This is a genomic window from Superficieibacter electus, assembly GCF_002915575.1.
Classification (GTDB): Bacteria; Pseudomonadota; Gammaproteobacteria; order Enterobacterales; family Enterobacteriaceae; genus Superficieibacter; species Superficieibacter electus.
This window is the reverse complement of sequence record NZ_PQGD01000036.1, coordinates 1-26,348: the sequence shown is the minus strand read 5'-3', so window position 1 is coordinate 26,348 and position 26,348 is coordinate 1. Positions and strand designations below refer to the sequence as shown.

Genomic DNA, 26,348 nt, shown 5'->3' with positions numbered 1-26,348 from the left:
GAGAGCGGGCTGTGGTATAATTTACACCGCTACATGGACTCCGGCACTGGTCAGTACCTGAGCCAGGACCCGCTGAAACTTACGGGTGGGTTAAATACGCAGTCGTATGTGCATGATCCGGTTGGATGGTGCGATCCGTGGGGGCTGGTGGGGACTGCACCTCCAGTTGCGGCGAACGAAACCAGTAATGCAGCACGTGAAGCTGAATTATTAGCGAGGGCCGAGAGGGCAAGGGATGAGTTGGTTGCTCAAGAAATAGCAAAAGCACAAAATAGAACCGGAAGACAAAAAGGAAAAGGCCCGGCAACGGTAACTGCTGGATATAATACAAAAACGGGAGAGGTTGCCGCTGCAACAAATGAGGGGAATGGAGGACGATGTGCGGAGGATATGGTTGTGGAAAAATTAGGAGGAAATAAAGATGATGTTAAATTTACGTCAGCCATTCGACCGCGAACTGGTGAGCAAGTTCCTGTGTGCCCTCGTTGTGAGGGACATTATGGGCGGGATAGTTTTCCACCTGATGCTGTTTTTAAAACGGATGTAAAAAATTATGAGTGAAATTATTTTCGATGACGGTTTTGATTGTATGTGGCTCGCATCTGATAAAGATGGCTGTTTGGCTGTTTTTTTTTCGGCAGGCCAAGGACCTCTTCCTGCAGAGGCAGCAAAAAACGAAAAGTTATCTCTAGATGATATAGAAAATGAAGTTTATAAGCTCCCTTATTTTTCTGATATAGATCTACATGTTTCAGTGAAACGTCCAGACGATTTTATAGAAATGAGTAAGCGAGGTTTTTTTGTCTACGATTGGCGAGATATAGTTAGAACAATTGAAGCATCTTCCAATTTATATGAACTCGTATCATCGCCAAAATGTCCTATTACAATTTGTGATTTACCTGAGCCACTTCTAGGAATGGCTAAGAGTGTAGTATTTTCACAAATATCTTTTAGTCAGATGAGAAAAATAGACATAGATAATTTACGTTAACTGTGGATATATAAATTGTACTAATACAGTGCATACGACCAGTTGCTGTGCCTGCGCCAACCGGGTGGACGTATCACGCAGCTAAAACGCGACAACGCCGGGCGTATCCTGAGCGAAACCGATGAAACCGGGCGCAAACGGGAATGGCAGTGGAACGAATTTGGCCAGATAACGGCATACCGGGACCACCGTACCACAGCGACATACCGTTACAACAGTGAAGGCAACCTGGTTCGCCGGGAGGTGAATGGCCGGAGCTGGCAGTACCGTTACACCGAAGACGGGCAGATGAAGGCGGCGCAGTACCCGGACGGCAGTCGTGAGCAGTGGGAATATGACGCGCAGGGCAGCCTGACTGCGCATACCGATGCGGCAGGCAGAACCACGCATTACACGGAAGACCGCTGGCTTCGGCTGACAGGCGTGGAGGATGCGGAAGGTCGCCGGGTGGACTGGCAGTACCGTCCGGGTGTGGAGAATCCGCATGAGAAGGTGAGCGCGGTTATCCGGGCAGACGGCGGCACGGAGACGTTCCGCTATGACGGCGAGGGGAAAATCGCGGTTCACACCGGGGCGATGGGCCAGACCACACGTTACCGGCACGGAGCATTCGACCTGCTGCGTGAGGTGGAGGATGCAGACGGGCAGCAGATAATCTGCGATTATGACGGCGCGGCGAGGCTGACACAACTCAGCCGCAGCGGTAACCAGCAGTGGCGGCTGCATTACGATGCGGCGGGCCAGCTGGCAGGGGAGGATGACTGGTCGGGGCGCAGAACCGTTTACCGGCGGGACGAACAGGGCAAGCTGACGGAGAAGGTGCGCCCGGACGGGAGCGTGTGGCGGTACACGCGGGATGAGTACGGGCGGGTGACGGCCATCACCGGGGAGCATCAGCAGCTTCGCTACGGTTATGATAAATATGACCGGATGGTGAGCGCGGAAGTTCACGAATGCAGTGATGCCACGGCACAGGATTACACTCTGACCAGCGAAGTAAAACTGGAGTGGGATGAACGGCACCGTCTGGTGGCGGAGGAGCAGGACGGGCAGCGCACAGAGTTCCGTTACGATGAGGCGGGACGGCTGGCGGGGACGAAGACCGCAGACGGCGAAACCAGCCGGGAATATGATATCTCAGGCGTGTTAACGGGTGGCCACCGGATGGAATTCGGGCACACGCCGGCGGGACTGGAGCGCGGCCGCCGCTACCGGCCGGAGGACGAGGAAAGCTGGCTGGGGCAGACACCGCTGAACCATGCAGTGTATATGGAAGAGCAGGGCCTAGATGCCTGCGGGTGCACGGCGTGGCGAAAGCAGGGCGCGTAGCGTCTGGCGGGAAGTCACGAAAGCGTGGCACAAGGAGGCAAATGTCTGCTTTTTCTACAAAAATGAGACAAATACTTTCTGGTATAGAGTGAGTGTAGAATATGGAAAATAAAGCGGAAGTATTAATTAAAGAGCAAAAAAACATATGTAGAAAATATAATTCACCAAATTTTTTTTGTTCTGGCGTTGAGGTTATTGGTGTTGCAATAAATTCAATGAAAAATCAACCAATATATGGGGTGCGAGTGATAAGGGAGAATAACTCATGCGGATGGTATTTATGGGGGGGGGATTATTCCTCATCTGATGATTTTTTTCAGACCGTTCACTTTTCTCATATTAATGATGTTATTCCCGATTATGTAATAAAATATCTTGCTTTAGCCCCTGGATTCAAATTTATTACTGATTTGAATGGTTATGAAGATGTATGGTATGAAACTGTGTGAGCACTAAATATTAATTAGTGCTTGCTCGCAATTCTGGATAATTTTCCACAGTCTACTACTCAATGCCGGGAGAGATCTTAAACCTTCCCGGCTTATTTTTTTATTGCCTGCCGCCGTTCATTCCACTAAACCACGGCCTCCTTAATCCCTTAACCACCTGTTTTACCTTATAAAGCTCTTCACGCAACTCCTACACTTCGTTATTATCCGCCATCAGCACGATGCAACCCTGTGGAATCATCACGGTTACGCCGTGCCCGGTAACAAATCCCGCCTCTCCGAGCCCGTTACCCTTAAGGTGCTGGCTGGGCGGCGGGCTGAACACGCAGTCGTATGTGCATAACCCGGTGGGATTGTGCGATCCGTGGGGCTGCTGGATTGTCCACGCAATGAATTAGGGCAGTTTGCTTCGGGTGAAGAGCCCGTAGCTCACAATTGAAAGAGTGAATACCTCAGTAACTACAGGGCAGGGATTAAAGATAAAGTGCTTGATGCTAATACGATTCCTAATGGTCCTGATAAGGGAAAAATATTGAAAGCAGATGCTCACATTGTATAAAGGACTGATCCAAGGATTACTATTGAACATGAACAATCTGTTGTTGATCATTGGAATCAGACTGGTTATAGCTCTACAAGAGCAGCAAGAAATGATTTTTATAACGACACTGAAAATATGTCCATATTGCTTCGTTCTGAAAATAGCTCAGGTGGTGGGAAAATGGTTGCCGCAGGTGAAAGATATAGGCAGGATACTGGTGAAGATTATTCCAGGTGAAAAGGCAATATATGATTACTTATCAGGATTTAGTTAATGGGTTTGGTGAGTCGATTGAAACATTAAAAGATGGGGTGTTTAAATTTAAGATAGAAGTGCCTGCATTTACTCTTTTTAATTATTTGTGGTGTAAGAGGGGATCTGGGGATTTTTTACTATTATCCAAAAATATTGAGGATGATAAGTTTGTATCTTTTATATATTCTCAACTTTCATTCAATAAAAAAATAACCAGTTTAAACAAAGTAAATATTTCTACTAATCATTACGGTTTTGATTCGTTGCTTTTGGCTCCTTCGGGCTATCATGGGCACTTTAACGGGGTTTTGGATGATAAACGTTCAGAGCTGATATTATGTTCCCCGATCTATCATCATGAATTTTCAGGAAATGAGTCGGTGGATGAGTTTCGAGAAATGAGAACCAGGAGAGTTCATATTGACAGATGGGATCGGAAGCCGGAGCCTAAAATTTTAGTTCGTTTTAATAATACAAAGACTGGCGGGGGCACAATAGGCAACGAATATATATTAATGAGCGATGCTCGTTTGAAGTCAGAGATACATAATCTTAACGGTGTAGTGAACGGTTTTATTGAAGTCGAAAATTATTTGGGAGAGCGTATTATTATATCAACTACCGTTAACACTTATCAACTTAGATTGGAATCAGGAGAGGTGGTTGTAAGTGAGTCTATTTTAAATGAAAAAATCAATGATTTTTTAACAAGGTGATTTTTTTTGTTCGCATATCGTCGTTGTGCTGGACGTACACTGCCCGTCAGCGTGTGGAAGGTCTGCTGGGTAATCGCCGTCTGTGCAACTGGTCGCAGTAGCTGGAGTTTGACAGCGACGGACAGACGGTAACCTATTTTGATGCTGATGGCCTGTGTCCGGCCTACAACACCACACAGGAACCGTTCAACTGCTGCAACCTGCTGGTGCCGGACTACCGTCTGCCGGGAAACCGTGAGCGGGCAGGGAAATATCACGCAGAGTACATTTTTCGTACTAATAAATTGTGACTGCCTCAAATTCCGAGGATTTGCTCTCTTTTAGCTATCTTAAATGACCCTGAGAGTCGGTTAAACCCGTGGCGATTTACTAATTTGTGCCTGGTTACTGCTGGCAAGCTACATCTCCCAGTCGCGAATAATGTCTTCGTATAGTTGCTCAGCCTCCTCCAGCCGGCTGAGCAGGCAGTACTCGTCGGTTTGATGGGCCATAGACGGCTCGCCGGGGCCGAGAATAATACAGGGCGGATCGCCCAACGCAGGCAGCAGCAGCGAGGCGTCGGTAAAGTAAGGCACCACGCGCGGTTCAATCGGCTTAGCGTGCAGCGGCTGGCAGCGCTGATAAACCTGCTTAATCCACGCGTGATCCTCCCGGCTCAGTACGGCGGGCAGGTCGACCAGCGTGGATACCGTGACGCTTTCGCCAAGCAGCGTGGTCAAGCGTTGCCGGATAGTGGCGTGCTGTAAATTAGGCGCGCTGCGGATATCGACATCAAAACGCGTGCGGTCCGGCACGGAATTAATATTAAGCCCGCCTTCGATGCGTCCGACGTTGAGGGTGGGCTGCTTCATCAGCGGGTGCGCCGCGCCCGGCGAAAAATGCTGGATCTTACCCAGCGCATCCGCCGCAAGATAGATAGCATTTATCCCCAGCTCCGGCATCGCGCCGTGGGCGGTTTTCCCCCGCGTTTCGCAGCGTAGCCAGAGCGCGCCTTTATGGCCGATCACCGGATAGTTGGCGGTGGGCTCACCGACGATCAACGCGCCCACGTCTGGCAACGTCGCGGAGGCGATCAGCGCCCGTGCGCCGTCGCAGCCGGTCTCTTCTCCGCCAGTAATCAGCATTACCGCACCGCGTCCTGCGAGGATCGTTTCCCGCTGATGAACGCAGGCGACGGCAAACGCCGCTATCGCCGCTTTCATATCGCTGGACCCGCGTCCATAAAGACGCCCGTCTTCCATCTGCGAGCCGAAAGGATCGTACTGCCACCGGGCATTTCCCAGCGGTACGGTGTCCAGATGACCGGTAAAGGCCAGCGGTTTACCGGTCTTTGCCCCGGACAGCCTGGCGATAAGATTGCTGCGTCCCTCGCCGAACGACGACAGCGAAACCGCAAAACCGCGATCGTTGAGCCAGTCGGCGAAGAACCGCATGCAGTCTGCTTCGCTGCCCGGCGGGTTGATGGTGTTAAAGTCCAGCAGTTGCCGGGCCAGTTGCAGGGTGGCGGCCATCAGCGACGTTCCGTCAGCCAGTCAAGGCAGTTAATCCACAGCTGGCGGTAGCCGGGCCATTGAGCAAACTCTTCCGGTAGCCAGTGTGCCGACATATCGCTGGTCCACACCAGCGAGCGACCCTGCTGATATTCACGAATAGCCAGCAGCGGATGACCGGTACCGGCCACGGTCGCCAGCAGTTTGCCTTCCGGATGCATTTCTACTTCGTTATAACCCAGCAGCCACGGCCATTCGCCCTGAATATCGTTGAACAGGGCGTGGGATTCCGTCACTTCGGCATAGCAACCCTCCGGGGTTTCAATGCGATCGTCCCACGCCAGACAGCGGACCGGCAGAACTTTCTCCACCGCGGTATGGCGATAGCGCGCGCCGCCATTAATCCCCTGGAAGCTGTAATAGCCGCCAATCATCATCAGCGAGCCGCCGCCGGCTACGTAGTCATGCAGTAGCGTCAGACGGTTGGCGGTTCGGCGGCTTTTCAGCCAGGTATCCGGATGCAGCAGCAGTGTATTAGCGCCAATATCCGAAAGGATAATCGCATCCCACCGCTGCAGCGCCTCCAGCGTCAGCGGAAAGTCTGTCGCCGCCGCATGGGCGGGCATATAGGTAATGGCGTAGGCACTATCCGCGAGCGCGGCCAGAAAATCCGTTGCGCCGGTGTGCCAGGTGGCAGTGGCAAACTGGTCGAAGCCTTTAACGTGCGTTGACGTGCTGGTCCAGGATTCACCGACCAGTAAGATTTTTTTCTGCATTATGACTTTCCTTTTATCCGCCAAAGACCCGTTGGGGATTTCCAATCATCAAGGTTTCAAGCTGTTCGCCGCTGACGCCGTGTCGTCGCAGGCGGGGAACAAAATGCTTGAGTATGTAGCCGTAACCGTGGCCGCCGTAGCGGGTGAGCATGGTTTTCAGGAAGACGTCCTGCGACAGCAGTATTTGCTGGATATAGCCGTCGTCAATCAGTTCGCGAATCGCGCGGGCGTTCTCCTCGTCGGAGGGCGACTGCGCCGACTCGTCGGCGTAGTAATAGCTCATGCCGATCATGTCGTATTCGAGAAACGCCCCGCGTTGCGCCAGTTCCCGCTGGTAGCGCTTATCGGCAAAGCTGGGATTCATATGGCACAGCACGGTATGGCGTAAATCGGCACCTTCCTGTTCGAGAATATCCAGCACCCGATGACCCAGCCGCTCCCAGCCTGGCAGATGGACCTCGATCGGCACGCCGGTCGCGGCGCTGGCCCGGCCCGCAGCGCGCAGGGATTTCTCCTCATCCGGCGTAAAGCGGCTCGAGATACCGATTTCGCCGATGAGACCGGCGAGCACCTCCGGTTTCTCCTCCCCGCCGCCCAGATCGTAAATCAGCCGTTCGGTCAGCTGTTCGACGCTACTGGTTCTTACCCACTCGGGGTGCGAAGGTTCCAGATAGAGGCCGGTACCCATAATAATGTTCAGACCGGTCAGGCGTGCGACGCGCGCCAGCGCTTTGGGATCGCGGCCGATACCGATATTGGTCGGGTCGACCACCGTTTCTCCGCCAAGGGCGCGATATTTAGTCAGTTCGTCAATCGCAACGTCGACGTCAAACAGCTGGCAGTTATCGCGGCTCATCAGCGGATTAAGCGACAGTTCGCCGAGGTTTTCCATTTTCACCGGCATTTCGGCAAGATGGCGATCGCTACAGCAGCAGGGCGGAACCCATTTGCCGGAGGCATCCAGCAGAATATGCTCATGCATCAGGGTAACCCCCATTTCGCTAATCGGCAGCGGGCCAAGCACCGTCATCACGTAACCGCTGCTGACGCCAAGCGGCAGCGGGGTGGGATGGCGAAAAATTGATCCTTTCATCAGCTATCCTTTTGCCGCGGAGCGCGTGGGGTTGAGAATGCGGGTGTTCAGCCAGATCGCCAGCAGGATAATGGTGCCGGTGGCTATCTGGGTGTAAAACGGGGAAATATGCGACAGGATCAGCCCGTTCTGAATGACCGCAATCGACAGCGCGCCCAGCAGCGTGCCGATAATGGTACCGAAGCCGCCAAACAGGCTGGTACTGCCAAGCACAACGGCAGCAATAACCTGCAGTTCAAAGCCTTCGCCCTGGTTGGACGAGCCGCTGCCGAGGCGTGCGGTAATGATCATCCCCGCCAGCGCGGCGGCCATTCCGCTGATGATATAGACCTTCATAGTGACCGCTTTGGTATTAATGCCGCTGCGTCGCGCACCTTCGGCGTTAGCGCCGATTGCGGTTACGTAGCGGCCAAAGCGCATATGGTTGAGAACAATATGCCCGATAACCAGAATCATAATGCCGATCAGCGCGGGCATGGGGATACCGACTACCCACGCGCGTCCTATAAAGGTAAACAGGCTGTCAGCCGGAACCGGAATCGAGTAGCCCTGGGTGACCAGTAGCGCAATGCCGCGAACCACGGCCAGGGTGGCAAGCGTGACGATAAACGCCGGAATGCCTTCATAGGCAATAAAGAAGCCGTTGATGACGCCCACGAATCCGCCGAGCAGCAGGCCGCCGAGCAGTACCACCGGCCACGGCAGCCCCCAGTTATTCAGGGCGATAGCGGAAAGCGCGCCGACCAGCGCGAGGGTGGAGCCCACCGACAGATCGATACCGCCGGTGGTAATGACCAGGGTCATCGCCGTCGCGACGATCAGCAGTGGGGCGCTCTGACGGATGATGTTGAGCCAGTTGGTGCCGGTGAGAAAGTTGCTGGTGATCAGCGAAAACACCACGCAGCAGAAGACGAAAAAGAGCGCGATGCTGACCACGCCTGAGTGGTTATGCAGCAGGCGGCGCGGCAGCGAATGCTGAATCATGCGGGAGCTGCTTAAGTTCATGATACTCATCCTGTTACCTCAATGTGCAGCCGCAGAGCGGGCGGTGAATTTTTCGCCCACAATAAGGTTAACGATGTCGCTCAGGCTGGTGTCGGCCACCCGTCTGTCGGCAACGTTGGTACCTTCATACATCACCATGATCCGGTCACAGACCAGGAACAGGTCCTGCAGGCGGTGGGTAATCAGAATCACGCTCACTCCGCGAGCGGAAACGCGGCGAATGAGCTCCAGCACCGCTTCGACTTCCGCGACGGCCAGCGCGGCGGTGGGTTCATCCATAATCAGCACTTTCGGGTCAAAGGCCGCTGCGCGGGCGATGGCAATGGCCTGGCGCTGGCCGCCGGAAAGGTTTCGCACCAGCAGCCGGGTATCGGGAATGGAAATCCCGAGCCCTTTTAGCATCTCCCTGGCATCGGTGTGCATTCTGGCCTCATCGAGAAAGGGGATACCGAGGACCGGCTTCATCGGCTCGCGGCCCATAAACAGATTGCCCGCGACGTCGACCGTGTCGCAGAGCGACAGATCCTGATAGACCATCTCGATATGGCAGCGGCGCGAATCGGCCGGATTAGTAAACTGCTGCGGTTCACCGTCGATACGAATCGTGCCGCTGGAGGGGATCACCGCGCCAGAGAGCACTTTGGTCAGGGTGGATTTCCCCGCGCCGTTATCGCCCACTAAACCCAGCACCTCGCCCGGAGCCAGTTCAAGGTTGACTCCGCGCAATGAAAGTATCGACCCGTAGGTCTTGGTGATATTGATCATCTCCACCCTTGGCGGGGTAGTTTGTGGCTGCTGCATCTGATAACTCCCATCGCTGTTGCCGGGAAAATGTTCGCCATCCTGCGGGAGAGAGGCTATCCGACACGGTTTACATGCTAGTAAACCGGTTTACCTGCGGAATAGAGCACTCGCCAGCACAGTCAGGACAAACGCTATGTAAGATATTTGTTCGCCAGTAAGAACATTGCAGCATCCGTGCCAGGGCAGGAACAACACAGCAGCCCTGTGATTTAACCTTTTGTAATAAATAGAGTTTATTAATTACGCTCCGGTAAACCGGTTTACTGATTATAGTGAATAAAATGTTAATTGAACGTTTTTTGCGCCAAAAGTGAGCGCTTTTGCGCCATTTTGGGACGTGCTTAACAGATCTTGATCGAGTCGCGGCCAATCCACTCCACCGGAAGACGGGTTTCCGCCGGGATATCCCGATCGTCGTTCAGCAGACGCATCATGATGTTCACCGCGGTGCGGCCCAGTTCCCGGGCGGGCTGGCGGATAGTGGAAATCCGCGGCTGGGTAAAATCGGCATAGTTGGCGTCATCGAAGCCGACTAACGATAGCGCCTCCGGGGCCTGGAGCCCGCTGGCGCGCAGACCGTCGAGCAGGCCGAGCACCAGATAGTCACTGGCGGCGAAGACGGCGGTCGGGCGAACCGGCTGGCTGAACAGGGACCGCAGCGCTTGCTGGCCAAACTCGCGCTGGTAGTTGCCGTACATCACCCATTCGGGCGGCCAGCTCAGGCCGGCCTGCTCCATCGCGGTGCAGAAGCCCTGATAGCGCTCGCGAACGCTCATCAGCTTGTCCGGGCCGCCGACAAAAGCGATATGGCGGTGCCCGGCGGCGATCAGTTTTTCGGTTGCGATCCGCCCTCCCTGGACGTTATCAGCAAACACTTTCGGCACCTTACTGCCGGGAATATCTTCATCCAGCAGGACAATTCGTTCGTGACGCTGGACTTCTTTGCGCAGCAGGCCGTTATCGGGGCGGTTGGTGGTGAACAGCAGGCCGTCGACCTGGCAGGTATCCAGCCAGCGGATAAACTGGCACTCTTTTTCCGGGTTGTTGCGGGTGATACACAGCACAAGGCTGTAACCGCTGGCAGAAGCGGCCTCTTCAGCGGCATCGGCCAGTTCGGCAAAGAAGGGGTTGGTAATATCGGGGAGCACCAGGCCGAGCGTTTCGCTGCCGCCTTTGCTAAGACGGCGTGCCAGGCTATTGCCGCGATAGTCCAGTTCGCGAATGGCGGTTTCGATGCGAGTGATGGTGTCCTGCGGTAGCACAATACTGTTGTTCATATAGCGCGACAGGGTCGCCTTCGACAGCCCCGCCAGCTTTGCCACATCGGATAACAATACGCGTTTTATACTCATTTCCTGTGCCATTTCTGCCAGAATCGGCTATCTGTAACATAGTTAAGCGCGGCGGATACAGCAATTTCTCTGCTAACAATAACTGGAAATAAATGCTTGACAAATTTTAATCTGCGGAGAATTGTATAGGCAGTTTACCGCATCATCCGGGAAGTCATTCCCAAACCCGTTTAACTCATTCCAGTCGCGCACCGACACGGACCGGTTGCCGGAATGAAATTAAGCAGGTATCCGCCGAACGGTCGATGATTGTTCTGGCCATATAGACGATATTTGCCCGCCAAAAAGTAATCCTTCTGCGTTCGCATGCGGCGCGGAACTCTGCTGGCTATCAACTATTCCCGACGAGGATACTGATGATGTTATTTAACACTGGAAAACTGCGTTTACTTGCTTTAGCCACGACGATGCTGACATCAATGAGTTTTATTTCTGCCGCCTGCGCCGCCGGTCCGACTTATGCGCTGGTACAAATCAATCAGCAGGCTCTGTTCTTTAATCTGATGAATAAAGGCGCGCAGGATGCGGCCAAAGCCAGCGGCAAGGATTTAGTTATTTTTAACTCTAACGATAATCCCGTGGCGCAAAACGACGCGATAGAAAACTATATTCAGCAAGGCGTTAAAGGCATTCTGGTTGCCGCTATTGACGTTAACGGAATTATGCCCGCGGTAAAAGAAGCCGCCGCCGCTAACATTCCAGTGATTGCGATTGATGCCGTATTACCGGCCGGGCCGCAGTCGGCTCAGGTCGGCGTTGATAATATCGAAGGCGGCAGAATTATTGGTAAATACTTCGTGGACTACGTGCAGAAAGAGATGGGCGGCCAGGCGCGGCTGGGTATTGTTGGCGCGCTGAATTCGGCCATTCAGAACCAGCGGCAGAAAGGATTTGAAGAGACGCTGAAAAGTAATCCGAAAATTACTATCGCTAATGTCGTCGACGGCCAGAACGTGCAGGATAAAGCGATGACCGCGGCGGAGAACCTGATTACCGGTAACCCCGATCTGACGGCAATCTATGCCACCGGCGAACCCGCTCTGCTGGGCGCTATCGCCGCCGTGGAAAACCAGGGGCGTCAGAAAGATATTAAAGTTTTTGGCTGGGATCTGACGGCGAAGGCGATTTCCGGTATTGACGACGGCTACGTCACCGCCGTTCTGCAGCAGGACCCTGAAAAGATGGGGGCCGAAGCCCTGAATGCGCTGAACACGATCACCTCAGGTAAAACCGTGCCGAAAACTATCCTGGTTCCGGCCACGGTGGTAACCAAAGCGAACGTCGATACCTATCGTTCGCTGTTCAAGTAGGTCAGCGCGCGCTGTTCATGGCTAACAGAGCGGCGAGCTCATGGCCGTCAGGAAACGCGCTGAGCGTCCCCCGGCGGCTAACGGTAATGGCGGCAGCGCGGCTGGCGTGCGCCAGCGCCAGCGCATCCGGCGCTACGCCGCGCAGGATCGCGGACGCCAGCATCACCGCGAGGAACGTGTCGCCAGCGCCGGTAGTGTCTAGCGCCTCGGCGGGGACGGCGGGGCAAAACTGGCGCTGGCCTGCCTGAACCAGCCAGGCGCCTGCCGCGCCCTGGGTCACTACTAAGGTTTTTACGCCGTAAGGCTGGAGCTGCTCGGCCTCGGATTCATTGACCACCGCGATGTCGATAAGCGGCCACAGATGGCAAAAATCAGGATTGACAGGCGAGGGGTTGAATACCGTTGTCATACCGCGAGTTTTGGCGTACTGGAACAGCGCCCGGGTTTTATCCAGGGAGAAATTGCCCTGCTGTAGCAGAATATCGCCTGCAGCGGCCTCCGTCATATGAGGAATAATATCATCAAGGCTGAACGTATCGGCTGCGGCCGTCGTGGTAATGATGGCATTATCGCCATCAGCGCTATTTAAAATAATCGAGGTATCGCTATGTTGATTGAAATGGCCGTCGGGTAGTAGCGTCAGTGTTTCATTTTTTATCTGCTGGCGTATCCACTCGCCGTTGCTGTCATTTCCCGTGGCGGCAATTAAACGCGTGTCGATTCCGCAGCGGGATAATATAATCGCCTGATTCGCGCCTTTACCGCCGATATCCTGCGAAACTTTAATGCCGTGAATGGAAACGCCTTTTTTCGGTATATCCGGAATGGACCAGGTTTCATCTACGGTAATATTACCAGTAACATAAACACGCATAGTGTTCCCTTAACAGGATGGATAAGATGGTTGCTATCTCAGCAGAAAAAACGAATGCAATACAAGATATTTTTTCACGTGATAAAGTTATTATTGGTGTTATTCATTGCGATCCTTTTCCCGGCACGCCGAAATATCGAGGGAAATCAGTCTCCGGTATTGTTGAGCGTGCGCTTCGTGATGCTGAAAATTATATTTCAGGCGGCGTTCACGGCCTGATTATTGAAAACCATGGTGATATTCCTTTTTCCAAACCTGAGGATATCGGTCATGAAACCTCTGCGCTGATGGCGGTGATTACCGAGAAAGTTCGTGAGCGTTTTGGTGTGCCGCTGGGCATTAACGTCCTGGCGAACGCGGCGATCCCGGCGATGGCGATCGCCCTGGCGGGCGGGGCCGATTTCGTCCGCGTAAACCAGTGGGCCAACGCCTATATCGCCAACGAAGGATTTATTGAAGGGGCGGCCGCTAAGGCGTTGCGCTATCGCAGCATGCTGCGCGCTGAACATGTTCGCGTCTTTGCCGATAGCCACGTCAAGCACGGTAGCCATGCCATCGTTGCCGATCGTTCGATTCAGGAGCTTACGCGCGACGTGGATTTCTTCGAAGCCGACGCGGTGATCGCGACCGGTCAGCGCACGGGCGATAGCGCCACAATGGAGGAAATTGACGAGATCCGTGCGGCAACGGAGCTACCACTGCTGGTGGGCTCCGGGGTGACGCCCGCCAACGTAAGTCAGATCCTCGGGCGGACTCAGGGGGTCATTGTGGCCAGTACGATGAAGGTCGATGGCGTCTGGTGGAACGATGTTGAGCTGGCCCGGGTGAAGCATTTTATGTCGGTCGCTCAGGCCGCGCTGGAGGAAGCATAATGGAAGCGTTTAGCGAGCGCCTGCTGCGCGAACATCAATCGGCGTGGCAGGCGATGCAGCAGCATCGTTTTGTGACTGACATCGAACAGGATCGTCTGCCGACAGCCGTCTTTAACCGCTATCTGGTGTTTGAGGGCAACTTTGTCGCGACGGCAATCGCGATTTTTGCTCTCGGAGTCAGCAATGCGCCGGGTATTCATCAGCAGCGCTGGCTTATTGGCGTCCTGAATGCCCTGGTTGACACGCAGATTGCATGGTTTGAACAGGTGTTATCAGAACGGCAGATCACTTCCGCTGATTATCCGGACGATCTTCCCGGCGTGCGGCGCTTTCGCGACGGCATGCTGCGTACGGCCCGGCAGGGAAGCTATGAGCAGATCGTTACCCTGATGTTCGGTGCGGAGTGGATGTATTATTTCTGGTGCCGACGGGCAAGCGAGCATCGCCAGAGCGATGCGGATGTGCGACGCTGGGTGGAAATGCACGCGGAAGACGAATTTTATCAGCAGGCGCTCTGGCTGAAGAACGAACTCGACCGCTGCGCCATGGCGCTGAGTGAACACGAAAAGCAGGCGCTGTCGGCGCTTTACGGTGATGTGCTGCAGTGGGAAATTGATTTCCATCACGCTGCGTACGAGGATTAGTCGTGCGCTAAACAAAGGGGTGCCGAAGCGGTGCCCCTGAACGTTGATACTATGAAATGAGGTATACAACAGCCTTTCGCCAGAGAGTGCGGTGTGAGTTTCCAGCCATCTTGTTCCTTTGTCGGAACGATAACCGGTTCACCCTCCGTCAGCGCCACTATTGCTGGGTAGGATCATTGCACCCGGATTTACCGATAACTTCTGCTCCAATGAAGTTATCGTTGCGGGCCTGAGTACTCAGGATATCTGACCACTCCCTCTCTTTGACCGGACTATTACCAGCGTTCTCTAATGCGCGTTTTTATAACGATAAATGGCCTGAACTGGAACAGGATGTTCGTTTCTATTTTGAAACTTTCGGCTTTCTCGTTGAAGCGCAGATAACAGAGCATGTCTCTCCAACAGCAGGGGAGCCGGGGCGGGTGTTGTGGCTGTTTTCATCACAAACATCGCGCATTTCCTCCTGGTTTGATGTACTGACATTTACGTTACGCATGCTGTATACTTAATATTCAGAGAAACACAGGAGGACAACATCATGCCAGCCGCAAACAGTATGGCGATTAAACGTGAAACCTTAAATCTACGCATCAAACCCGCCGAGCGCGATCTTATCGATCGGGCGGCGAAGGCCAGAGGGAAAAACCGCACGGAGTTCGTGCTGGAAGCCGCTCGCGCTGCCGCAGAGGAAGCGCTGATAGAGCAGCGGATCATTATGGCTGACCCGGAGGCTTATCAGGCATTTCTGACCCGTCTGGATCAGGCACCAGAGCCTAACGCCGCTCTGTGTAAAACCATGCAGACTCCCGCACCGTGGGGGCAGGAAAAATGATCTCTGCCCCTGAGCCTCTCCATGCCGGGCACATTTTGACTTCATTTTGCTGCGGCGTGGATTCTATGGATAACTGGCTGAAACAGCGGGCGATGAAAAATCAGGTTGCTGGCGCATCCCGTACCTTTGTTTGCTGCGACAACAATTCTCAGGTACTGGCATATTACTCGCTGGCCTCCAGTGCCGTGGCGACGAATACCGCACCGGGCCGTTTTCGTCGTAATATGCCTGACCCAATCCCGGTTGTGGTGTTGGGGCGTCTGGCGGTGGATCAATCGCTGCATGGTCAGGGTGTAGGGCGAGCTTTAGTGCGTGACGCCGGATTGCGGGTGATTCAGGTGGCGGGAACTATCGGCATTCGCGGGATGCTGGTGCATGCATTGTCTAATGAAGCGCGGGAGTTCTACCTGCGGGTTGGGTTTGAGGCGTCGCCAATGGATTTGATGATGCTGATGGTGACGTTGGGGGATTTGGTGGGGAGTTTTTAATTCATCTTTATTAAACTTCGGTTGATTAATAACGTTTGCGATAGTCACCTAAGGTACAATCTGATATTTTATTCTTTGCTATAAAAATAAATCGTCAAGGAATGACGCAACAGTGCCAAACAAGGATTGTTTTCATGGAAAACCCGTCTCAGAATACTTATAAACCCAGAAACATCATCAATGCGCCAGACATAAAAGCAGCGATACTAAAGCGTAGCCAACAGCGTAACGATGACGATGCTGTCCAAAGCTGGTTGGTTAATCACTTTTATCGCTGGACGATCGGCGATTTTCCTGAGGTGACTCCCGTCTCCTCCGCTGTTGATTACGCCACCTGCTTTGGTGTCGATGCCAGGCTCCCTGGCTGGCTGGCATCGCAACTCTCCGGCGAAAAAATATTCTATTACCTCGATCCGCAACATCCGCAATTACTGGCGAAAGAGCGCGAGCTGGTGGAATTTCTCGCGCGTCAGGCGACAACACGGCTGGCGAATAAACTACAGCGTATTAACTGCTTTACCGCCCTGGCGATGCGTGCAGCAGAACATGAAAAAATGCAGCAACGCCAGCAACAAGGGTGGCAGTCTGCCAGCCCTGACGCATTAAAACCGGTGATGGCACTTGAGAGTGGAGAAATCCTTGAGTTTGATCCATCAAGCCCGTACTTACGCCGTGAAATGGCTTACGAGTCATGGCACATGCAACATTGTGTCGGCCAGTTTCAGGACAAAAATGCGCTTACCGGCGGCTATGGTGATTATTATGCCCGGAAAATTGAGCAAGGCGAAATGCGGCTGTTCAGCCTGCGTGACCGTAATAACATTCCCCATGTCACGGTAAGTCTGATCGTGAATAAGGGAATGTTGTATATCGATCAAATTAAAGGTAAACAGAATCGCCACCCAATAAAGAAATATGCGACGGATGTTTTACACCTTTTATGTCATCTCGGGCCACAACCGGAACGGCATGCCGATTGTGAAGGTATGGGGATTGTTTACGAAGAAACGCCGGAATGCCAGGGCTGGAAATTCATTACCGGGGTTGAGGATCAATATTTCCTGCAAAGCGTACTGCACAATAATTTTCACCTGATAAAGCATTTTCCCTCGCCGCCTGTGGCATTACAGTGGCTGTTGCTGCACAGCGCGCCAGATAAACTGCATTATTTACAAACTATTGATCCAACTGTTGCGACAGCGGCAGAAATGCTGTTTCCGCAGCAGGAATGGCATCCCACTCTGGCCGGGAAGAATACCGACAGCACTCCGTTCTGTATTGAAGATGTGGAGCTTCAGGCTACGCGCTACCTGGTCGCAGGCGAGGGGGTATAACGATGCATTTACTTATCGCGTTGCTGGTTGCTTTCTGGTTTATCCGCCGAAATTATAAGAAAAATAAGCCGCTGGTCGCCGCGCGTATTGCGCAGGAAAAAGAAAAGGATCGTCAGGCCGAGAAACGCCGTGATACCCGGCGGCGTAAGTGGGCTTTAGCGCTGGCGGACATTCTCGTCCGACGTAATGGACTGCAAAAACAGGGAATTTCGCTGACCTTGACGCTAACTGATGACACACGTCGGCATCTGGCGCAGCAGGTGAAAAAAGAACTTGGCCTGGCTGACAATCTCAGTGGCGAGGCGCTGCGCCGACAGATAGAAGAGATCTTACGTCGCTGGCCTGCGGGTATGGGTAAATCGCCGCGTGATTTTTACTATCAACTGGCCTCTCAGGGGCAGGTTCGCGACGCTCTGGCATTTGATTGTATGCGCACCGCTTTTCTGACACGCTGTATTGCCGCGCTGGACTGGTGCGACAAAGAGCAGGCCTGGCTGGTGCTGTTTCTTAACGCGCAGCGCGCTCAGGACTGCTTCACCAGTTGGCAGGATTACGCCACCGCCTATGTGCGCGCCCGTGAGGTCTGGTTGACGTTGCACAAAACTCCCCCCGCCATCGCCGGACGTGATTTGCAGGAAGTTACCCACTATCTGAACGACAGAGCCGGTAACTGGCGGAATATACCGTGGAATAAATTCAAAATTTTTGAACCTAATTAACTGGACTATTTATGGAACAGGATGCCCGCCTGCTAACTGCCATGCAGACGATGTGCGACAGCAAAATAATGGAAAACCACCCACAGCGCGAATGGTTTATCGCGGATGTAGCCCGTTTTTTGCGCGATGAACGTTATGACGAACTGGATGCGCGCTACAATCAGGCGCTGACGGAAAGCTTTGCCAGTCGTGAGGCGGAAAAACGCTATTTTCAGGCCTGTACCCACACGGGTAACGATTTTTATGATATGGATCAGGTGGTTGAAGCCGGAGCTGACGGTCTGGCATTAATTAAAAACTGGCAGCGTGCGCGCCCTCATTCTACTCACGCCTGGCTTGCCGAAGTGCAATACTGGAACCACTATGCATGGCTGTATCGTAGCTATGGCTGGGCAAAAGAGACCACCCGCGCGATGTGGATCTGCGCTGCAACCTGCAATGAACAAATGGTGATTGCCGCTCTTAACGCCATTCAGCGCGATCCACGCCAGTGGATGGCCGCCTCTCTCACCAGCACCAACTCAAAAGTCTTCGGTCAGCCAGAGTGGCTGGTTGCGTTTTTGCAGGGGGAGGAGGTTGCCGGGCTGCCGCTGATGCAGGAACTGGCTGGCTACCATCAACATTCGCCACAGGAGGTGGAAGCGCTGATGGCGCATTCCGGATTGTCGTTCGAGAACGCGATTTGCCCTGCTTTGCCTCGTCCGCCAGGGTTGCCGGACTGCGATGACGATGCCGGGCAACAATACTGGCTCTCCGTCTGCCTGCGCATTTTCCCCACGGCGTTTTACGCGCTGGGTGAATATATTCCGTTTCGGATGCCGCGCTGGAGAGGGTCGCATGAAGAGATCCGCGAGTTTCTGGCCTCGCCTGTTTGTGCTCATCTGTCTCCGGAGGAACAGGAGCATCTGGAGTTGCTAATCTGGTGGGATGATTATCGCGATCTGAATATTGAGGAAATTAGCTCTCCGGCGGAGCAGGAACGCCTCATTGCTCAAGCCAGAGAAATTGCGCTCAACGCGCGCAGCCGGGAAGCCCGCCATAATGCGCTGGGGTGGTTGATGAACTGCTATGATGAGCTAAAGAAAGAGGGCGAACTCTGGCACTGCATCCAGTTAGCCGTAATGGAAAAGAGGAAACTGAATAACTATTTCACCTATAAGGCGGTGGAGTTTGCGCAGCGCGATTTTCCCAATACGTACTGGATCTATAATTTTATCTGTCAGAACTCTCAACAAACGTTATATGCTGCTACAGAGATCTATCGCGGTTATTTTCAGTACGCAGGGCTGTTTGGTTTTGAGAAAAATGAGGAACAGGCTAAAGCATGGCTGGACAAGGGGAGCGTTAATAGTGTCGGGTGCAGCCTGACCTGGAACTGGGCCATCCGTTCGCTAAACTGGCTCAAGCTTGAGGAACACTGCGTACCGTTGGCTGAGCTTGGCGCACAGAGAAATATTCCCGGCGCATTAAAATGGCTGGGGCTGGAATACGCCGACCGCGAAGATAATACGTTGTTACCGTATCAGCCAGATATTGCGTTGGATTATCACCAGCGTTCGGCTGAAATTCTGCGTGCGCAAATCATTCGACGTGACAGCGTTGCATATCCTTTAATTAGCAACGGCGGATACACATCATACGAGAACGATCTTGGGGATACTTATTTCAGCATCTCCACTTGCTATCAGCGCTTAAGTAAGATGGAAACCAACCCATCCATGCGCACCGCGTATGAAAAGAATCTTCTCGACACCTTATATCAGGCGCATCAGTTCGGCCATAAAGATGCCTGGAGATACTTTCTGCTTAATATTTTTGAAGTGAAAGATTTTACGCTGGCGCATCAGCATCTGGATCTTTTGCATGAGGAAGCTGATAAAGGCGTAATGGAAGCTATGGTGACGCTGTCGCGACTGTATGGCAATAAGCAGGACAAAAAGCTGTTTAATATGAAAAAGAGTGCTCGCTGGTACCATTTTGCGAAAACACTTTATCCAGACAGTGACGTGGTGTGGGATTGCCTGGCTCATCTGCATGGCGATGCCTTCTGGAAGCGCTGCCGCTACGCCTGGCTAACGTTGACGCTTTCGGACGCAGAACTGCCGGGTCAGGTTAACCCTATGGTGTAATAAAGAACTTATGCGTCATTAGCTAAGCTGGTGGTGATACGGTAAGTCCTGAATTTGGACAAGGTAATACACCACCGGCATTTAATTATGTTTTTGAAATGTTATTTATTGCCGTTTACTTTCAGTTCATCTTCCGTCAATGGCGGAGGAAGATTTTCAAAAAATTGGGGATTGACGTACCTGCCCGAACCTTGTGCGTGATCCCGAATATATTCTTTAGCCTGTTTTTCACCCAGCGTAAGCTCCTCTTTACTCAGTTGGCGGCTAAGCTTCACGCGCATAGTTTCTGCTTTTTTCAGACCACCTGCTGCGGCTGTCGCCAGCCAGGCATAAGCAGATTCAGCCGGGATACCGACAGGCTCTTTATATTTCATTGCATAGGCGTACTGTGCGTCAGCAAGGCCCTGAATTGCTGCCAGACGGTACAGGGACGCGGCTTCAAGCGCATTTTTTCTGACGCCTCGTCCCGTATCGTACATCTGACCAAGACTGAACTGTGCATAAGCCAGCCCTATGTTTTGTCCATTCAATGATGCCGCACGATACAGGGTTGCCGCTTTCTCTGTATCCTGTGGTACACCTTGTCCCAGATCGTACATTCTGCCAAGCAGGTACTGTGCCTGCATCGTACTGAAATCTTCAGCGCCCAGAGTGTTCGAATTGTTTCTCCAGTCGGCAGCAAGTTGTAACCAATGGAGCGCCTGTGGGTAGTCTTTGGTGACCCCCATCCCATTCCAGTAGCACATGCCCAACTCGGCTTGTGCGGGAACATAGCCCTTCTCTGCGGCTTTACGGAACCATTCAACCGCTTTTTTCTTATCTGCCGGAACTGCAATGCCTTTTTGATACCAGTAACCAAGATAGACTTGCGCTTCGACAAACCCCTGTTGAGCCGCTTTGCTCATCCACTCTGCGGCACGTGACGGATCTTTCTCCACCTCTTTTCCATTGAAATACCTCAGAGCAAAGTCAAACTGAGCCTGGGCATTACCCTGTTTCGCCAATTGTTCTGTTTGCGGTAACGATGTTTCTGCCCTTGCCATTAACACTGGGTTTCCCAGGATTGCCACAATGGTCAGAACTAAAATCGACTTTCTTAACATATAATCCCTTATTAATTTTGCAGTGAAAAATTATAGTCATAGTTTTTGTAGTTTAACTATTCGCTAAAATTTCTATGCCAAAGTTTACTCTTTATAGAGTACAATGCGTACGCTTCTATTTTTTAAAAAATTAGTGCGGCTCGAAAAAATTCATCCTCCCAAAAGAAATCACAATGATGTAAGTTGAAGTATGCGGTAATAATGTAATCACCAAAATATTTTTCCGCTAAATAATAATCTTCAACACTTTTTTTCATATGTAAGTCTATTTATGATTTCTTCGCCTGTATAAGTTTTTTCCTATTTTTTGCTATAATAGTATTGGTTTTTCATTGTGGCACCAGGTTTTTTATACCCCATATAATGGTGTGAGGTTGTGGCTTATGATTTATGTTTAACTTCATTTGACTGAAGTAATACTTATTTATTGTTGCCATATCTCCAGCTGAAGGCCATATCTGATAAATGTTTACGTCGGATGCGTATGCACTACAGACCGACCTCCGCCTTTTAAAGAACTCTACCAGCTTCACCAGAATAAATCACCTATCGCATTTCTCCATCGGCCTCCTGCCTGACCAACAATACCTCTTTGGGCATCCCCGATGAGTTATCCGTAATTACGATACTGTTATCACCCGGTAATTTTCCTGATGATAAAATATTGTCCATTCATGAGGAAGCCATTGGTAATGGCACTGCGTCAGAAGATGGGGGTTGTATTACTAAACCCAGTACCGGATTGTTGGAATAACTCTTCTGGATCAACCCAACTGACAGGGTTTGCACCCACGTAAGCATACTGATTCAATCCGCCAGCACTGACGTAATATATCGCCCCAGCTCCGGTTGATAGTACCTGTTCAGATTGTAAAAGAGCCCGGACTCTTCATCTTCGTACTGCCCCTGAAAGCGCAGCGGATTGCGGATGTTATCAACCGCTCGCCGGTCTGCCAGTGAATGGCGATAACTTTTTCCACCAAATTGCCATAGGCGTCGAACTGGCAGCGGTACACCTCTTCCCCGTTGATGTTCGCCAGGCTGTGCGGCGTGCCGAGGTGTCTTAGTGAATTCCTTATATAGTTCGTAGTTCGCGGATTCAGATAATAAGTGCAACGCTCAGTCATGTTAGATGGAAGGACGGTTAGCTGCTGATAAGCGATCCTGCTCTTCCGACCAAAGATAAGCGAGTAACCATGAAGTACCAATAATTAACCGGGGGCAATGATATCATATTGCCCTGCTTTATAAAGAACATTGTAGTTATCGTGAGATTGACCAGCGGGTGGGCGTCAGTAAGTCTACGATCTCCCGTGAAGCCCCCCCGGAGAATGCCCTGCGTCTGTGTGAGCAGCGACGTGTGACGGCAGATAAGGCATATGGTGGCGAGCTTTACAGACACCTGCGGCAGGGTAAGCGCCACTACCGCCATAAGTGGGGGCGCATCCCAGGCACGGTGTCCGTAGAGCTGTGCCCGGCTGTCGTTGATGCGCGGGGGCTGGGGAACTGGGAGGCTGGCCTTGTGCTGGGTAATGAGGGAACCAGCGCTATCGTCACACTGACAGAGCGAAAGAGCCGTATTTACCTGACGAAAAAGGTTTTTTCAACGGATGCAGTAGAGACCAGTAACACGATTATCTCGTTGCTGAGCGATTTCCGGGATGTGTGCCACACGATAACCTTCGATAATGGCCTTGAGTTCAGTGAACACAGAGTAATCGCGAAGGCGCTGGAAGCAGATACTTACTTCGCTCATCCCTACGCCTCGCATGAGAGAGGTAAATGAAAATACAAACGGGCTTCTGCGGCAGTTTATCGGTAAGGAGACTGGTCTGAGAACGGTGTCAGAAGAGGGCCTGGCGCGCAATCAGGACACCCTGAATAGCAGACCACGCAAGTATCTGTGATTCAGGCAACCTTCGGTGTTGTTTGCAGAGCTAAAAAAGGCGGCTTAGCGTTGCACTTCGGAATTGAAGTTGCCTATTTACAAAAAAATTAAACTTATTTCATCTTTACGCTTCTTTTTTTATCAGTTAACATCCGAAAAGATTTAACACCTACAAATATAATGGAAATTAATAAATGATTTTTTATTATCAACAAGGAGAGTTTGTTGTGAACAAAAAGAAAAACTTCATTGCTCTAATTTTATGCAGTAGTATTTTTATCAATTATGCTAACGCCACTGACGTGCCCACCCTCGAGCAGCACATTAAGGTTGGGGATACAAAAGCACAATATGAACTGGGTTTAAAATATCTCAATGGCGAAGGCGTTGAAATAAACTATCTTAAAGGTTCTGTATTAGTTTATGCATCTGCATTAAGTCAGAAAAATGAATCTCTTATTGATCCTCTTCATTTGAGTAAAGCACCTTTATGGCAGCGCTACGAAATCGTGCGACTTGGCGAACAAATTGCACGTAATCCGGATGAATGGAAGAAACTTTGGGTAAATACATCCGTTGATGAATTGAACAAATTGGCTAAGAAAGGCGACGCGAGCGCGCTCTATCATGTTGGGATATTGTCATCCTCTGCCGAGGATGCTTTCAAAATCTTTGAGCAAGCAGCAATAAAAAACAACCGAGAATCCCAAGTCGTTTTAGCTCAGTTATATGATAGGGGCCTTGGCGTCGAAAGGAATGATAAAAAAAGTTTTGAATGGACACAGAAAGCCGCTGAACAAGGTGATGTTAATTCACAAATGAAAATGTACAGATATTACCTTGGAAACTTTGGTGATATCGTAAAAATTGATTATCACAAAGCAAGCGAATGGATCCAGAAAGCCATCGATCAAGGGGATGGCGATGCAATGGAGACAAAGGGATGGGATTATGCTAGTGGCCGCAATGGTATCCCAAAAGATATAAATAAGGGAATAGAGATTTACAAGAAAGGTCTGGTTGCGAAGCTGACAATAAACTCAGTAAATTTCACAGATTATAACTCATTAGCTTATATGTATCTCAAGAACAACGACAAGGTTAAAGCCTGGGTTTTACTGCAAATGGGTAAAAAAGTTGCGGCTGAAATGAACACAGAATCGATATTGGCGGAGGAAGATGCAGACATTTTCCCTGTACTCTCGATCAAAGAGAATCCGAATGCGAAAAACGTGTTGTCGACAACCGAAGGACAAAAAGCGCAGCAGCAACTTGCTGCACTTGAGAAAGACCCTTCATCAATAGCAGGATGGTAATGCACGCATAAAAAAGAGCCTGTCAGTAATTCTGTGTAACAGCCAATGTATTAAAGGTGATCGCTCAGGCGGTCACCAAACTCGATAATAAAACGGCTCATTGCCAGCCGCCAGTTCTGGATCGGCATACTCCATTTTTTTTGACGCATCCTTGATCGCCAGATAAATAACCTTTCGTACCGAGTCATCCGTCGGGAACACCTTGCGTTTCTTAATGGCTGTCCGGATCACGTTGTTCAGCGATTCGATAGCGTTCGTGGTATAGATGGCCTTACGGATGTCCGGCGGATAACTGAAGAGCGTATTCAGGTTTCCCCAATGCGCACGCCAGCTTTTGCTGATTTGCGGATACTTATCGTCCCAGACTTTCGCGGACGCATCCAGCGGCATCAGTGCAGCCTCTTCGGTCGGGGCCTGATAAACTGTCTTCAGCCCGCTGGTGACGGCTTTGTAGTCCTTCCAGGACACGTATTTCAGGTTGTTACGTACTATATAGATGATGCACAGCTGGATATGGGTCTGCGGGTAGACGCCGTTTATCGCATCCGGGAAGCCCTTCAGACCGTCCATGCAGGCAATCAGGATGTCCTGAAGACCAAGGTTTTTGAGCTCCGTCAGCACACTCAGCCAGAACTTTGCGCCTTCATTTTCGGCCAGCCACATACCCAGTAATACTTTCTGGCCTTCGGTGTTGATACCCAGCGCCAGGAAGAAAACTTTGTTTCACCCGCCCGGCGACATCATGCACGCCCTTGTCGTCAATTGCCTTAACAAGCTGCGCCAGATGGCGGGTTTCAATTTTCGCAATGCCCATCGTGCCAATATCGGGAAAGACGTAGCGTTTAAGGCAGGTGAGGATTTTATCCGCATGGCCTTCCGACCAGAGCTTAAGGCAACTGGTGTGCCAGGCCGTCGCGACAAATTCAAACGTGAGGGATTCATCAACGGCGTCGTTATCCGTTTTGCGGAGTTGGGAAGGGCAGATACCGGATGCCAGCAGCTTACGCGCGGCATCGCGCTTTTCGCGGGCTTCTGCCAGTGTAACCTGTGGGTAGGGGCCGAAGGCCAGACGATTTTCCTTACCTTCAAAACGGTAGCGGAAATACCATAGCTTAGAGCCGCGGGTGGATATCGTCAGGTACAGACCTTGTGAATCGGTGATTTTGTAGGACTTTGCGAGGGGTTTAGCAGCGCGGATTTTACCGTCGATCAGGGCCATAATACGGGTCTCTATCGTTCATCGAACTGAACGACCCGTAATCTGACCCCAAATTTTCCGGATACGTAGGGATAAATCAAAACGCATCGAGAAAGATTCTTACGCTAACTTATTGAATTACATACACATATGAATTCATAGGGAAGCGTAAAAAAGGAAAGGTGGTGCCGGACTCGAAATCGATCATTTATACAATACCTTGTTTTTATTTGTAAAATAATTTTATCTTTTGCTTTTTACCAGCATTTTTACCAACATGTATTTTGCTTCTATATTGCAACCTTAAGAAAAGACAGCAGGTTATGCCAGTAGAATTCAGTATACTCACTGTCTGACGCTTTAGCGAAAAATTCACGTTACGGTATCCGCATTGTCAGGTTCAATAGCTTTTATCTTCTGGGGGTAACGCAGCATTAACTCTAATGCCAGCTCGGCATCCTGTGGATCATCTTTAGCGCCGCTGGGCGAGAAAGCCTGCCGGTAACGAGCCAGGGATAAAGCGTGGACGGGGAAAACGGTGATAAAGGGATATTTTTGAAGAGCATACACCACAGGGTCCTTCTTCAGCTCGAGAGCTATAGCGATCCTGCCTTTTACCTTCTGGTGTAACTCAGTAAGCCAGACGTCAAGCGCTTCTGCCGTATGTTCAATCACATGGAACACGCGTTCACCGTTTTTGAACTGAACACAGACATCGTGTTTTTTATCTGCCCAGTCCAGACCAACGTGTGCAGCAAACTGATTAGTCACAGTCATCACCAACTCCTTTTTATCGGGGATTGGTATGCATTCCACGCTCTTCGAAAGAAATATAGC

Annotated in this window: 24 protein-coding genes and 5 pseudogenes; 16 read left to right on the top strand and 13 right to left on the bottom strand. The window is 51.4% G+C overall.

Translation table 11 applies throughout. The features are described from left to right. From CHU32_RS28730 to CHU32_RS26165, 4 genes are all read left to right on the top strand, one after another. The coding region (locus CHU32_RS28730) for an RHS repeat-associated core domain-containing protein (RefSeq protein ID WP_245880276.1) at positions 1-561 on the top strand (561 nt) is incomplete at its 5' end. Continuing rightward, positions 554-994, top strand: coding sequence for a hypothetical protein (locus CHU32_RS26175; protein ID WP_103678731.1), 441 nt, complete (start codon positions 554-556; stop codon positions 992-994). The genes CHU32_RS28730 and CHU32_RS26175, both read left to right, overlap by 8 nt. Positions 995-1,036: 42 nt before the next feature. Next, complete coding sequence (locus CHU32_RS26170; protein ID WP_245880275.1) at positions 1,037-2,323, top strand: hypothetical protein; 1,287 nt, start codon at positions 1,037-1,039, stop codon at positions 2,321-2,323. Between the two features lie 101 nt (positions 2,324-2,424). Continuing rightward, positions 2,425-2,772, top strand: coding sequence for an immunity protein Imm33 domain-containing protein (locus tag CHU32_RS26165; protein WP_103678730.1), 348 nt, complete (start codon positions 2,425-2,427; stop codon positions 2,770-2,772). 193 nt (positions 2,773-2,965) lie between these two features. Here the strand turns inward: CHU32_RS26165 and CHU32_RS26160 are convergent. Next, positions 2,966-3,151: pseudogene (locus CHU32_RS26160) on the bottom strand (SymE family type I addiction module toxin); the annotation flags it as partial. 208 nt (positions 3,152-3,359) lie between these two features. Here CHU32_RS26160 and CHU32_RS26155 point away from each other — a divergent pair. Both CHU32_RS26155 and CHU32_RS26150 read left to right on the top strand, forming a co-directional pair. Then, the gene (locus tag CHU32_RS26155) at positions 3,360-3,587 is read left to right on the top strand and encodes a hypothetical protein (RefSeq protein ID WP_133159295.1); all 228 of its coding nucleotides are present in this window, start codon (positions 3,360-3,362) and stop codon (positions 3,585-3,587) included. Then, positions 3,562-4,284, top strand: coding sequence for a hypothetical protein (locus CHU32_RS26150; protein ID WP_103678727.1), 723 nt, complete (start codon positions 3,562-3,564; stop codon positions 4,282-4,284). The genes CHU32_RS26155 and CHU32_RS26150 overlap by 26 nt, the downstream gene beginning before the upstream one ends. Positions 4,285-4,682: 398 nt before the next feature. Here CHU32_RS26150 and CHU32_RS26145 read toward each other — a convergent pair whose 3' ends face one another. The 6 genes from CHU32_RS26145 to CHU32_RS26120 form a co-directional block, all read right to left on the bottom strand. Further along, on the bottom strand, positions 4,683-5,795 hold the full coding sequence (locus CHU32_RS26145; RefSeq protein WP_103678726.1) for a M20 family metallopeptidase: 1,113 nt from the start codon (positions 5,793-5,795) through the stop codon (positions 4,683-4,685). Beyond that, the gene (locus tag CHU32_RS26140; RefSeq protein WP_103678725.1) at positions 5,795-6,550 is read right to left on the bottom strand and encodes a glutamine amidotransferase; all 756 of its coding nucleotides are present in this window, start codon (positions 6,548-6,550) and stop codon (positions 5,795-5,797) included. The genes CHU32_RS26145 and CHU32_RS26140 overlap by 1 nt, the downstream gene beginning before the upstream one ends. A 13-nt stretch (positions 6,551-6,563) precedes the next feature. Further along, positions 6,564-7,643, bottom strand: a complete 1,080-nt coding sequence (locus CHU32_RS26135) for a phosphotriesterase family protein (RefSeq protein WP_103678724.1) — start codon at positions 7,641-7,643, stop codon at positions 6,564-6,566. Between the two features lie 3 nt (positions 7,644-7,646). Continuing rightward, positions 7,647-8,648, bottom strand: coding sequence for an ABC transporter permease (locus tag CHU32_RS26130; RefSeq protein ID WP_176691716.1), 1,002 nt, complete (start codon positions 8,646-8,648; stop codon positions 7,647-7,649). An 18-nt stretch (positions 8,649-8,666) separates the two neighbouring features. Further along, the gene (locus CHU32_RS26125) at positions 8,667-9,413 is read right to left on the bottom strand and encodes an ATP-binding cassette domain-containing protein (RefSeq protein ID WP_176691717.1); all 747 of its coding nucleotides are present in this window, start codon (positions 9,411-9,413) and stop codon (positions 8,667-8,669) included. A gap of 380 nt (positions 9,414-9,793) precedes the next feature. Further along, the gene (locus CHU32_RS26120) at positions 9,794-10,816 is read right to left on the bottom strand and encodes a LacI family DNA-binding transcriptional regulator (RefSeq protein WP_103678721.1); all 1,023 of its coding nucleotides are present in this window, start codon (positions 10,814-10,816) and stop codon (positions 9,794-9,796) included. A gap of 344 nt (positions 10,817-11,160) precedes the next feature. Between CHU32_RS26120 and CHU32_RS26115 the strand changes: the two genes are divergently transcribed. After that, positions 11,161-12,114, top strand: coding sequence for an ABC transporter substrate-binding protein (locus tag CHU32_RS26115; protein ID WP_103678720.1), 954 nt, complete (start codon positions 11,161-11,163; stop codon positions 12,112-12,114). Between the two features lies 1 nt (position 12,115). On the opposite strand, the gene CHU32_RS26110 is transcribed toward CHU32_RS26115, so the two are convergent. Then, the gene (locus CHU32_RS26110) at positions 12,116-12,988 is read right to left on the bottom strand and encodes a PfkB family carbohydrate kinase (RefSeq protein WP_103678719.1); all 873 of its coding nucleotides are present in this window, start codon (positions 12,986-12,988) and stop codon (positions 12,116-12,118) included. Positions 12,989-13,014: 26 nt separating this feature from the next. On the opposite strand from CHU32_RS26110, the gene CHU32_RS26105 reads away from it, so the two are divergent. From CHU32_RS26105 to CHU32_RS26070, 7 genes are all read left to right on the top strand, one after another. Beyond that, a complete protein-coding gene (locus tag CHU32_RS26105) occupies positions 13,015-13,860 on the top strand; it encodes a BtpA/SgcQ family protein (RefSeq protein ID WP_103678718.1) in 846 nt (281 codons plus the stop codon). Then, positions 13,860-14,504 (top strand): TenA family protein, encoded by a 645-nt coding sequence (locus CHU32_RS26100; RefSeq protein ID WP_103678717.1) that lies wholly within the window; start codon positions 13,860-13,862, stop codon positions 14,502-14,504. The genes CHU32_RS26105 and CHU32_RS26100 overlap by 1 nt, the downstream gene beginning before the upstream one ends. Before the next feature lie 538 nt (positions 14,505-15,042). Next, positions 15,043-15,336, top strand: a complete 294-nt coding sequence (locus tag CHU32_RS26090) for a type II toxin-antitoxin system TacA family antitoxin (protein ID WP_103678715.1) — start codon at positions 15,043-15,045, stop codon at positions 15,334-15,336. Next, entirely contained in the window at positions 15,333-15,824 is a 492-nt protein-coding gene (locus CHU32_RS26085) for a GNAT family N-acetyltransferase (protein WP_103678714.1), read from the top strand. The genes CHU32_RS26090 and CHU32_RS26085 overlap by 4 nt, the downstream gene beginning before the upstream one ends. Positions 15,825-15,958: 134 nt before the next feature. After that, a complete protein-coding gene (locus CHU32_RS26080; RefSeq protein ID WP_103678713.1) occupies positions 15,959-17,158 on the top strand; it encodes a PcfJ domain-containing protein in 1,200 nt (399 codons plus the stop codon). Between the two features lie 2 nt (positions 17,159-17,160). Continuing rightward, positions 17,161-17,877, top strand: coding sequence for a DUF1266 domain-containing protein (locus CHU32_RS26075; protein WP_103678712.1), 717 nt, complete (start codon positions 17,161-17,163; stop codon positions 17,875-17,877). An 11-nt stretch (positions 17,878-17,888) separates the two neighbouring features. Continuing rightward, positions 17,889-20,006, top strand: a complete 2,118-nt coding sequence (locus CHU32_RS26070) for a DUF4034 domain-containing protein (protein WP_103678711.1) — start codon at positions 17,889-17,891, stop codon at positions 20,004-20,006. A gap of 101 nt (positions 20,007-20,107) precedes the next feature. Here CHU32_RS26070 and CHU32_RS26065 read toward each other — a convergent pair whose 3' ends face one another. Then, positions 20,108-21,109, bottom strand: coding sequence for a tetratricopeptide repeat protein (locus CHU32_RS26065; protein ID WP_103678710.1), 1,002 nt, complete (start codon positions 21,107-21,109; stop codon positions 20,108-20,110). Positions 21,110-21,916: 807 nt separating this feature from the next. Continuing rightward, a complete protein-coding gene (locus CHU32_RS28855) occupies positions 21,917-22,225 on the bottom strand; it encodes an RHS repeat-associated core domain-containing protein (protein ID WP_342749280.1) in 309 nt (102 codons plus the stop codon). A 118-nt stretch (positions 22,226-22,343) separates the two neighbouring features. Between CHU32_RS28855 and CHU32_RS26055 the strand changes: the two are divergent. Beyond that, positions 22,344-23,016 (top strand): annotated as a pseudogene (locus tag CHU32_RS26055) (IS30 family transposase). A gap of 175 nt (positions 23,017-23,191) precedes the next feature. Continuing rightward, positions 23,192-24,313, top strand: a complete 1,122-nt coding sequence (locus tag CHU32_RS26050) for a tetratricopeptide repeat protein (RefSeq protein WP_103678709.1) — start codon at positions 23,192-23,194, stop codon at positions 24,311-24,313. A 50-nt stretch (positions 24,314-24,363) separates the two neighbouring features. On the opposite strand, the pseudogene CHU32_RS26045 reads toward CHU32_RS26050, so the two are convergent. From CHU32_RS26045 to CHU32_RS26035, 3 pseudogenes are all read right to left on the bottom strand, one after another. Next, positions 24,364-25,036 (bottom strand): annotated as a pseudogene (locus CHU32_RS26045) (IS256 family transposase); the annotation flags it as partial. Next, positions 25,032-25,532, bottom strand: a pseudogene (locus tag CHU32_RS28355) (tyrosine-type recombinase/integrase); the annotation flags it as partial. The pseudogenes CHU32_RS26045 and CHU32_RS28355, both read right to left, overlap by 5 nt. Before the next feature lie 363 nt (positions 25,533-25,895). Further along, positions 25,896-26,288 (bottom strand): annotated as a pseudogene (locus CHU32_RS26035) (IS110 family transposase); the annotation flags it as partial. Positions 26,289-26,348: the final 60 nt, after the last annotated feature.

Coding starts and splice junctions, on each gene's coding strand:
- CHU32_RS26050 (WP_103678709.1), top strand. CDS start 23,192: ATGATTTTTTATTATCAACAAGGAGAGTTTGTTGTGAACAAAAAGAAA.
- CHU32_RS26070 (WP_103678711.1), top strand. CDS start 17,889: ATGGAACAGGATGCCCGCCTGCTAACTGCCATGCAGACGATGTGCGAC.
- CHU32_RS26105 (WP_103678718.1), top strand. CDS start 13,015: ATGGTTGCTATCTCAGCAGAAAAAACGAATGCAATACAAGATATTTTT.
- CHU32_RS26110 (WP_103678719.1), bottom strand. CDS start 12,988: ATGCGTGTTTATGTTACTGGTAATATTACCGTAGATGAAACCTGGTCC.
- CHU32_RS26080 (WP_103678713.1), top strand. CDS start 15,959: ATGGAAAACCCGTCTCAGAATACTTATAAACCCAGAAACATCATCAAT.
- CHU32_RS26140 (WP_103678725.1), bottom strand. CDS start 6,550: ATGCAGAAAAAAATCTTACTGGTCGGTGAATCCTGGACCAGCACGTCA.
- CHU32_RS26145 (WP_103678726.1), bottom strand. CDS start 5,795: ATGGCCGCCACCCTGCAACTGGCCCGGCAACTGCTGGACTTTAACACC.
- CHU32_RS26175 (WP_103678731.1), top strand. CDS start 554: ATGAGTGAAATTATTTTCGATGACGGTTTTGATTGTATGTGGCTCGCA.
- CHU32_RS26135 (WP_103678724.1), bottom strand. CDS start 7,643: ATGAAAGGATCAATTTTTCGCCATCCCACCCCGCTGCCGCTTGGCGTC.
- CHU32_RS26085 (WP_103678714.1), top strand. CDS start 15,333: ATGATCTCTGCCCCTGAGCCTCTCCATGCCGGGCACATTTTGACTTCA.
- CHU32_RS26065 (WP_103678710.1), bottom strand. CDS start 21,109: ATGTTAAGAAAGTCGATTTTAGTTCTGACCATTGTGGCAATCCTGGGA.
- CHU32_RS26130 (WP_176691716.1), bottom strand. CDS start 8,648: ATGAACTTAAGCAGCTCCCGCATGATTCAGCATTCGCTGCCGCGCCGC.
- CHU32_RS26090 (WP_103678715.1), top strand. CDS start 15,043: ATGCCAGCCGCAAACAGTATGGCGATTAAACGTGAAACCTTAAATCTA.
- CHU32_RS26155 (WP_133159295.1), top strand. CDS start 3,360: ATGAACAATCTGTTGTTGATCATTGGAATCAGACTGGTTATAGCTCTA.
- CHU32_RS26150 (WP_103678727.1), top strand. CDS start 3,562: ATGATTACTTATCAGGATTTAGTTAATGGGTTTGGTGAGTCGATTGAA.
- CHU32_RS26120 (WP_103678721.1), bottom strand. CDS start 10,816: ATGGCACAGGAAATGAGTATAAAACGCGTATTGTTATCCGATGTGGCA.
- CHU32_RS26125 (WP_176691717.1), bottom strand. CDS start 9,413: ATGATCAATATCACCAAGACCTACGGGTCGATACTTTCATTGCGCGGA.
- CHU32_RS26100 (WP_103678717.1), top strand. CDS start 13,860: ATGGAAGCGTTTAGCGAGCGCCTGCTGCGCGAACATCAATCGGCGTGG.
- CHU32_RS26165 (WP_103678730.1), top strand. CDS start 2,425: ATGGAAAATAAAGCGGAAGTATTAATTAAAGAGCAAAAAAACATATGT.
- CHU32_RS26115 (WP_103678720.1), top strand. CDS start 11,161: ATGATGTTATTTAACACTGGAAAACTGCGTTTACTTGCTTTAGCCACG.
- CHU32_RS26075 (WP_103678712.1), top strand. CDS start 17,161: ATGCATTTACTTATCGCGTTGCTGGTTGCTTTCTGGTTTATCCGCCGA.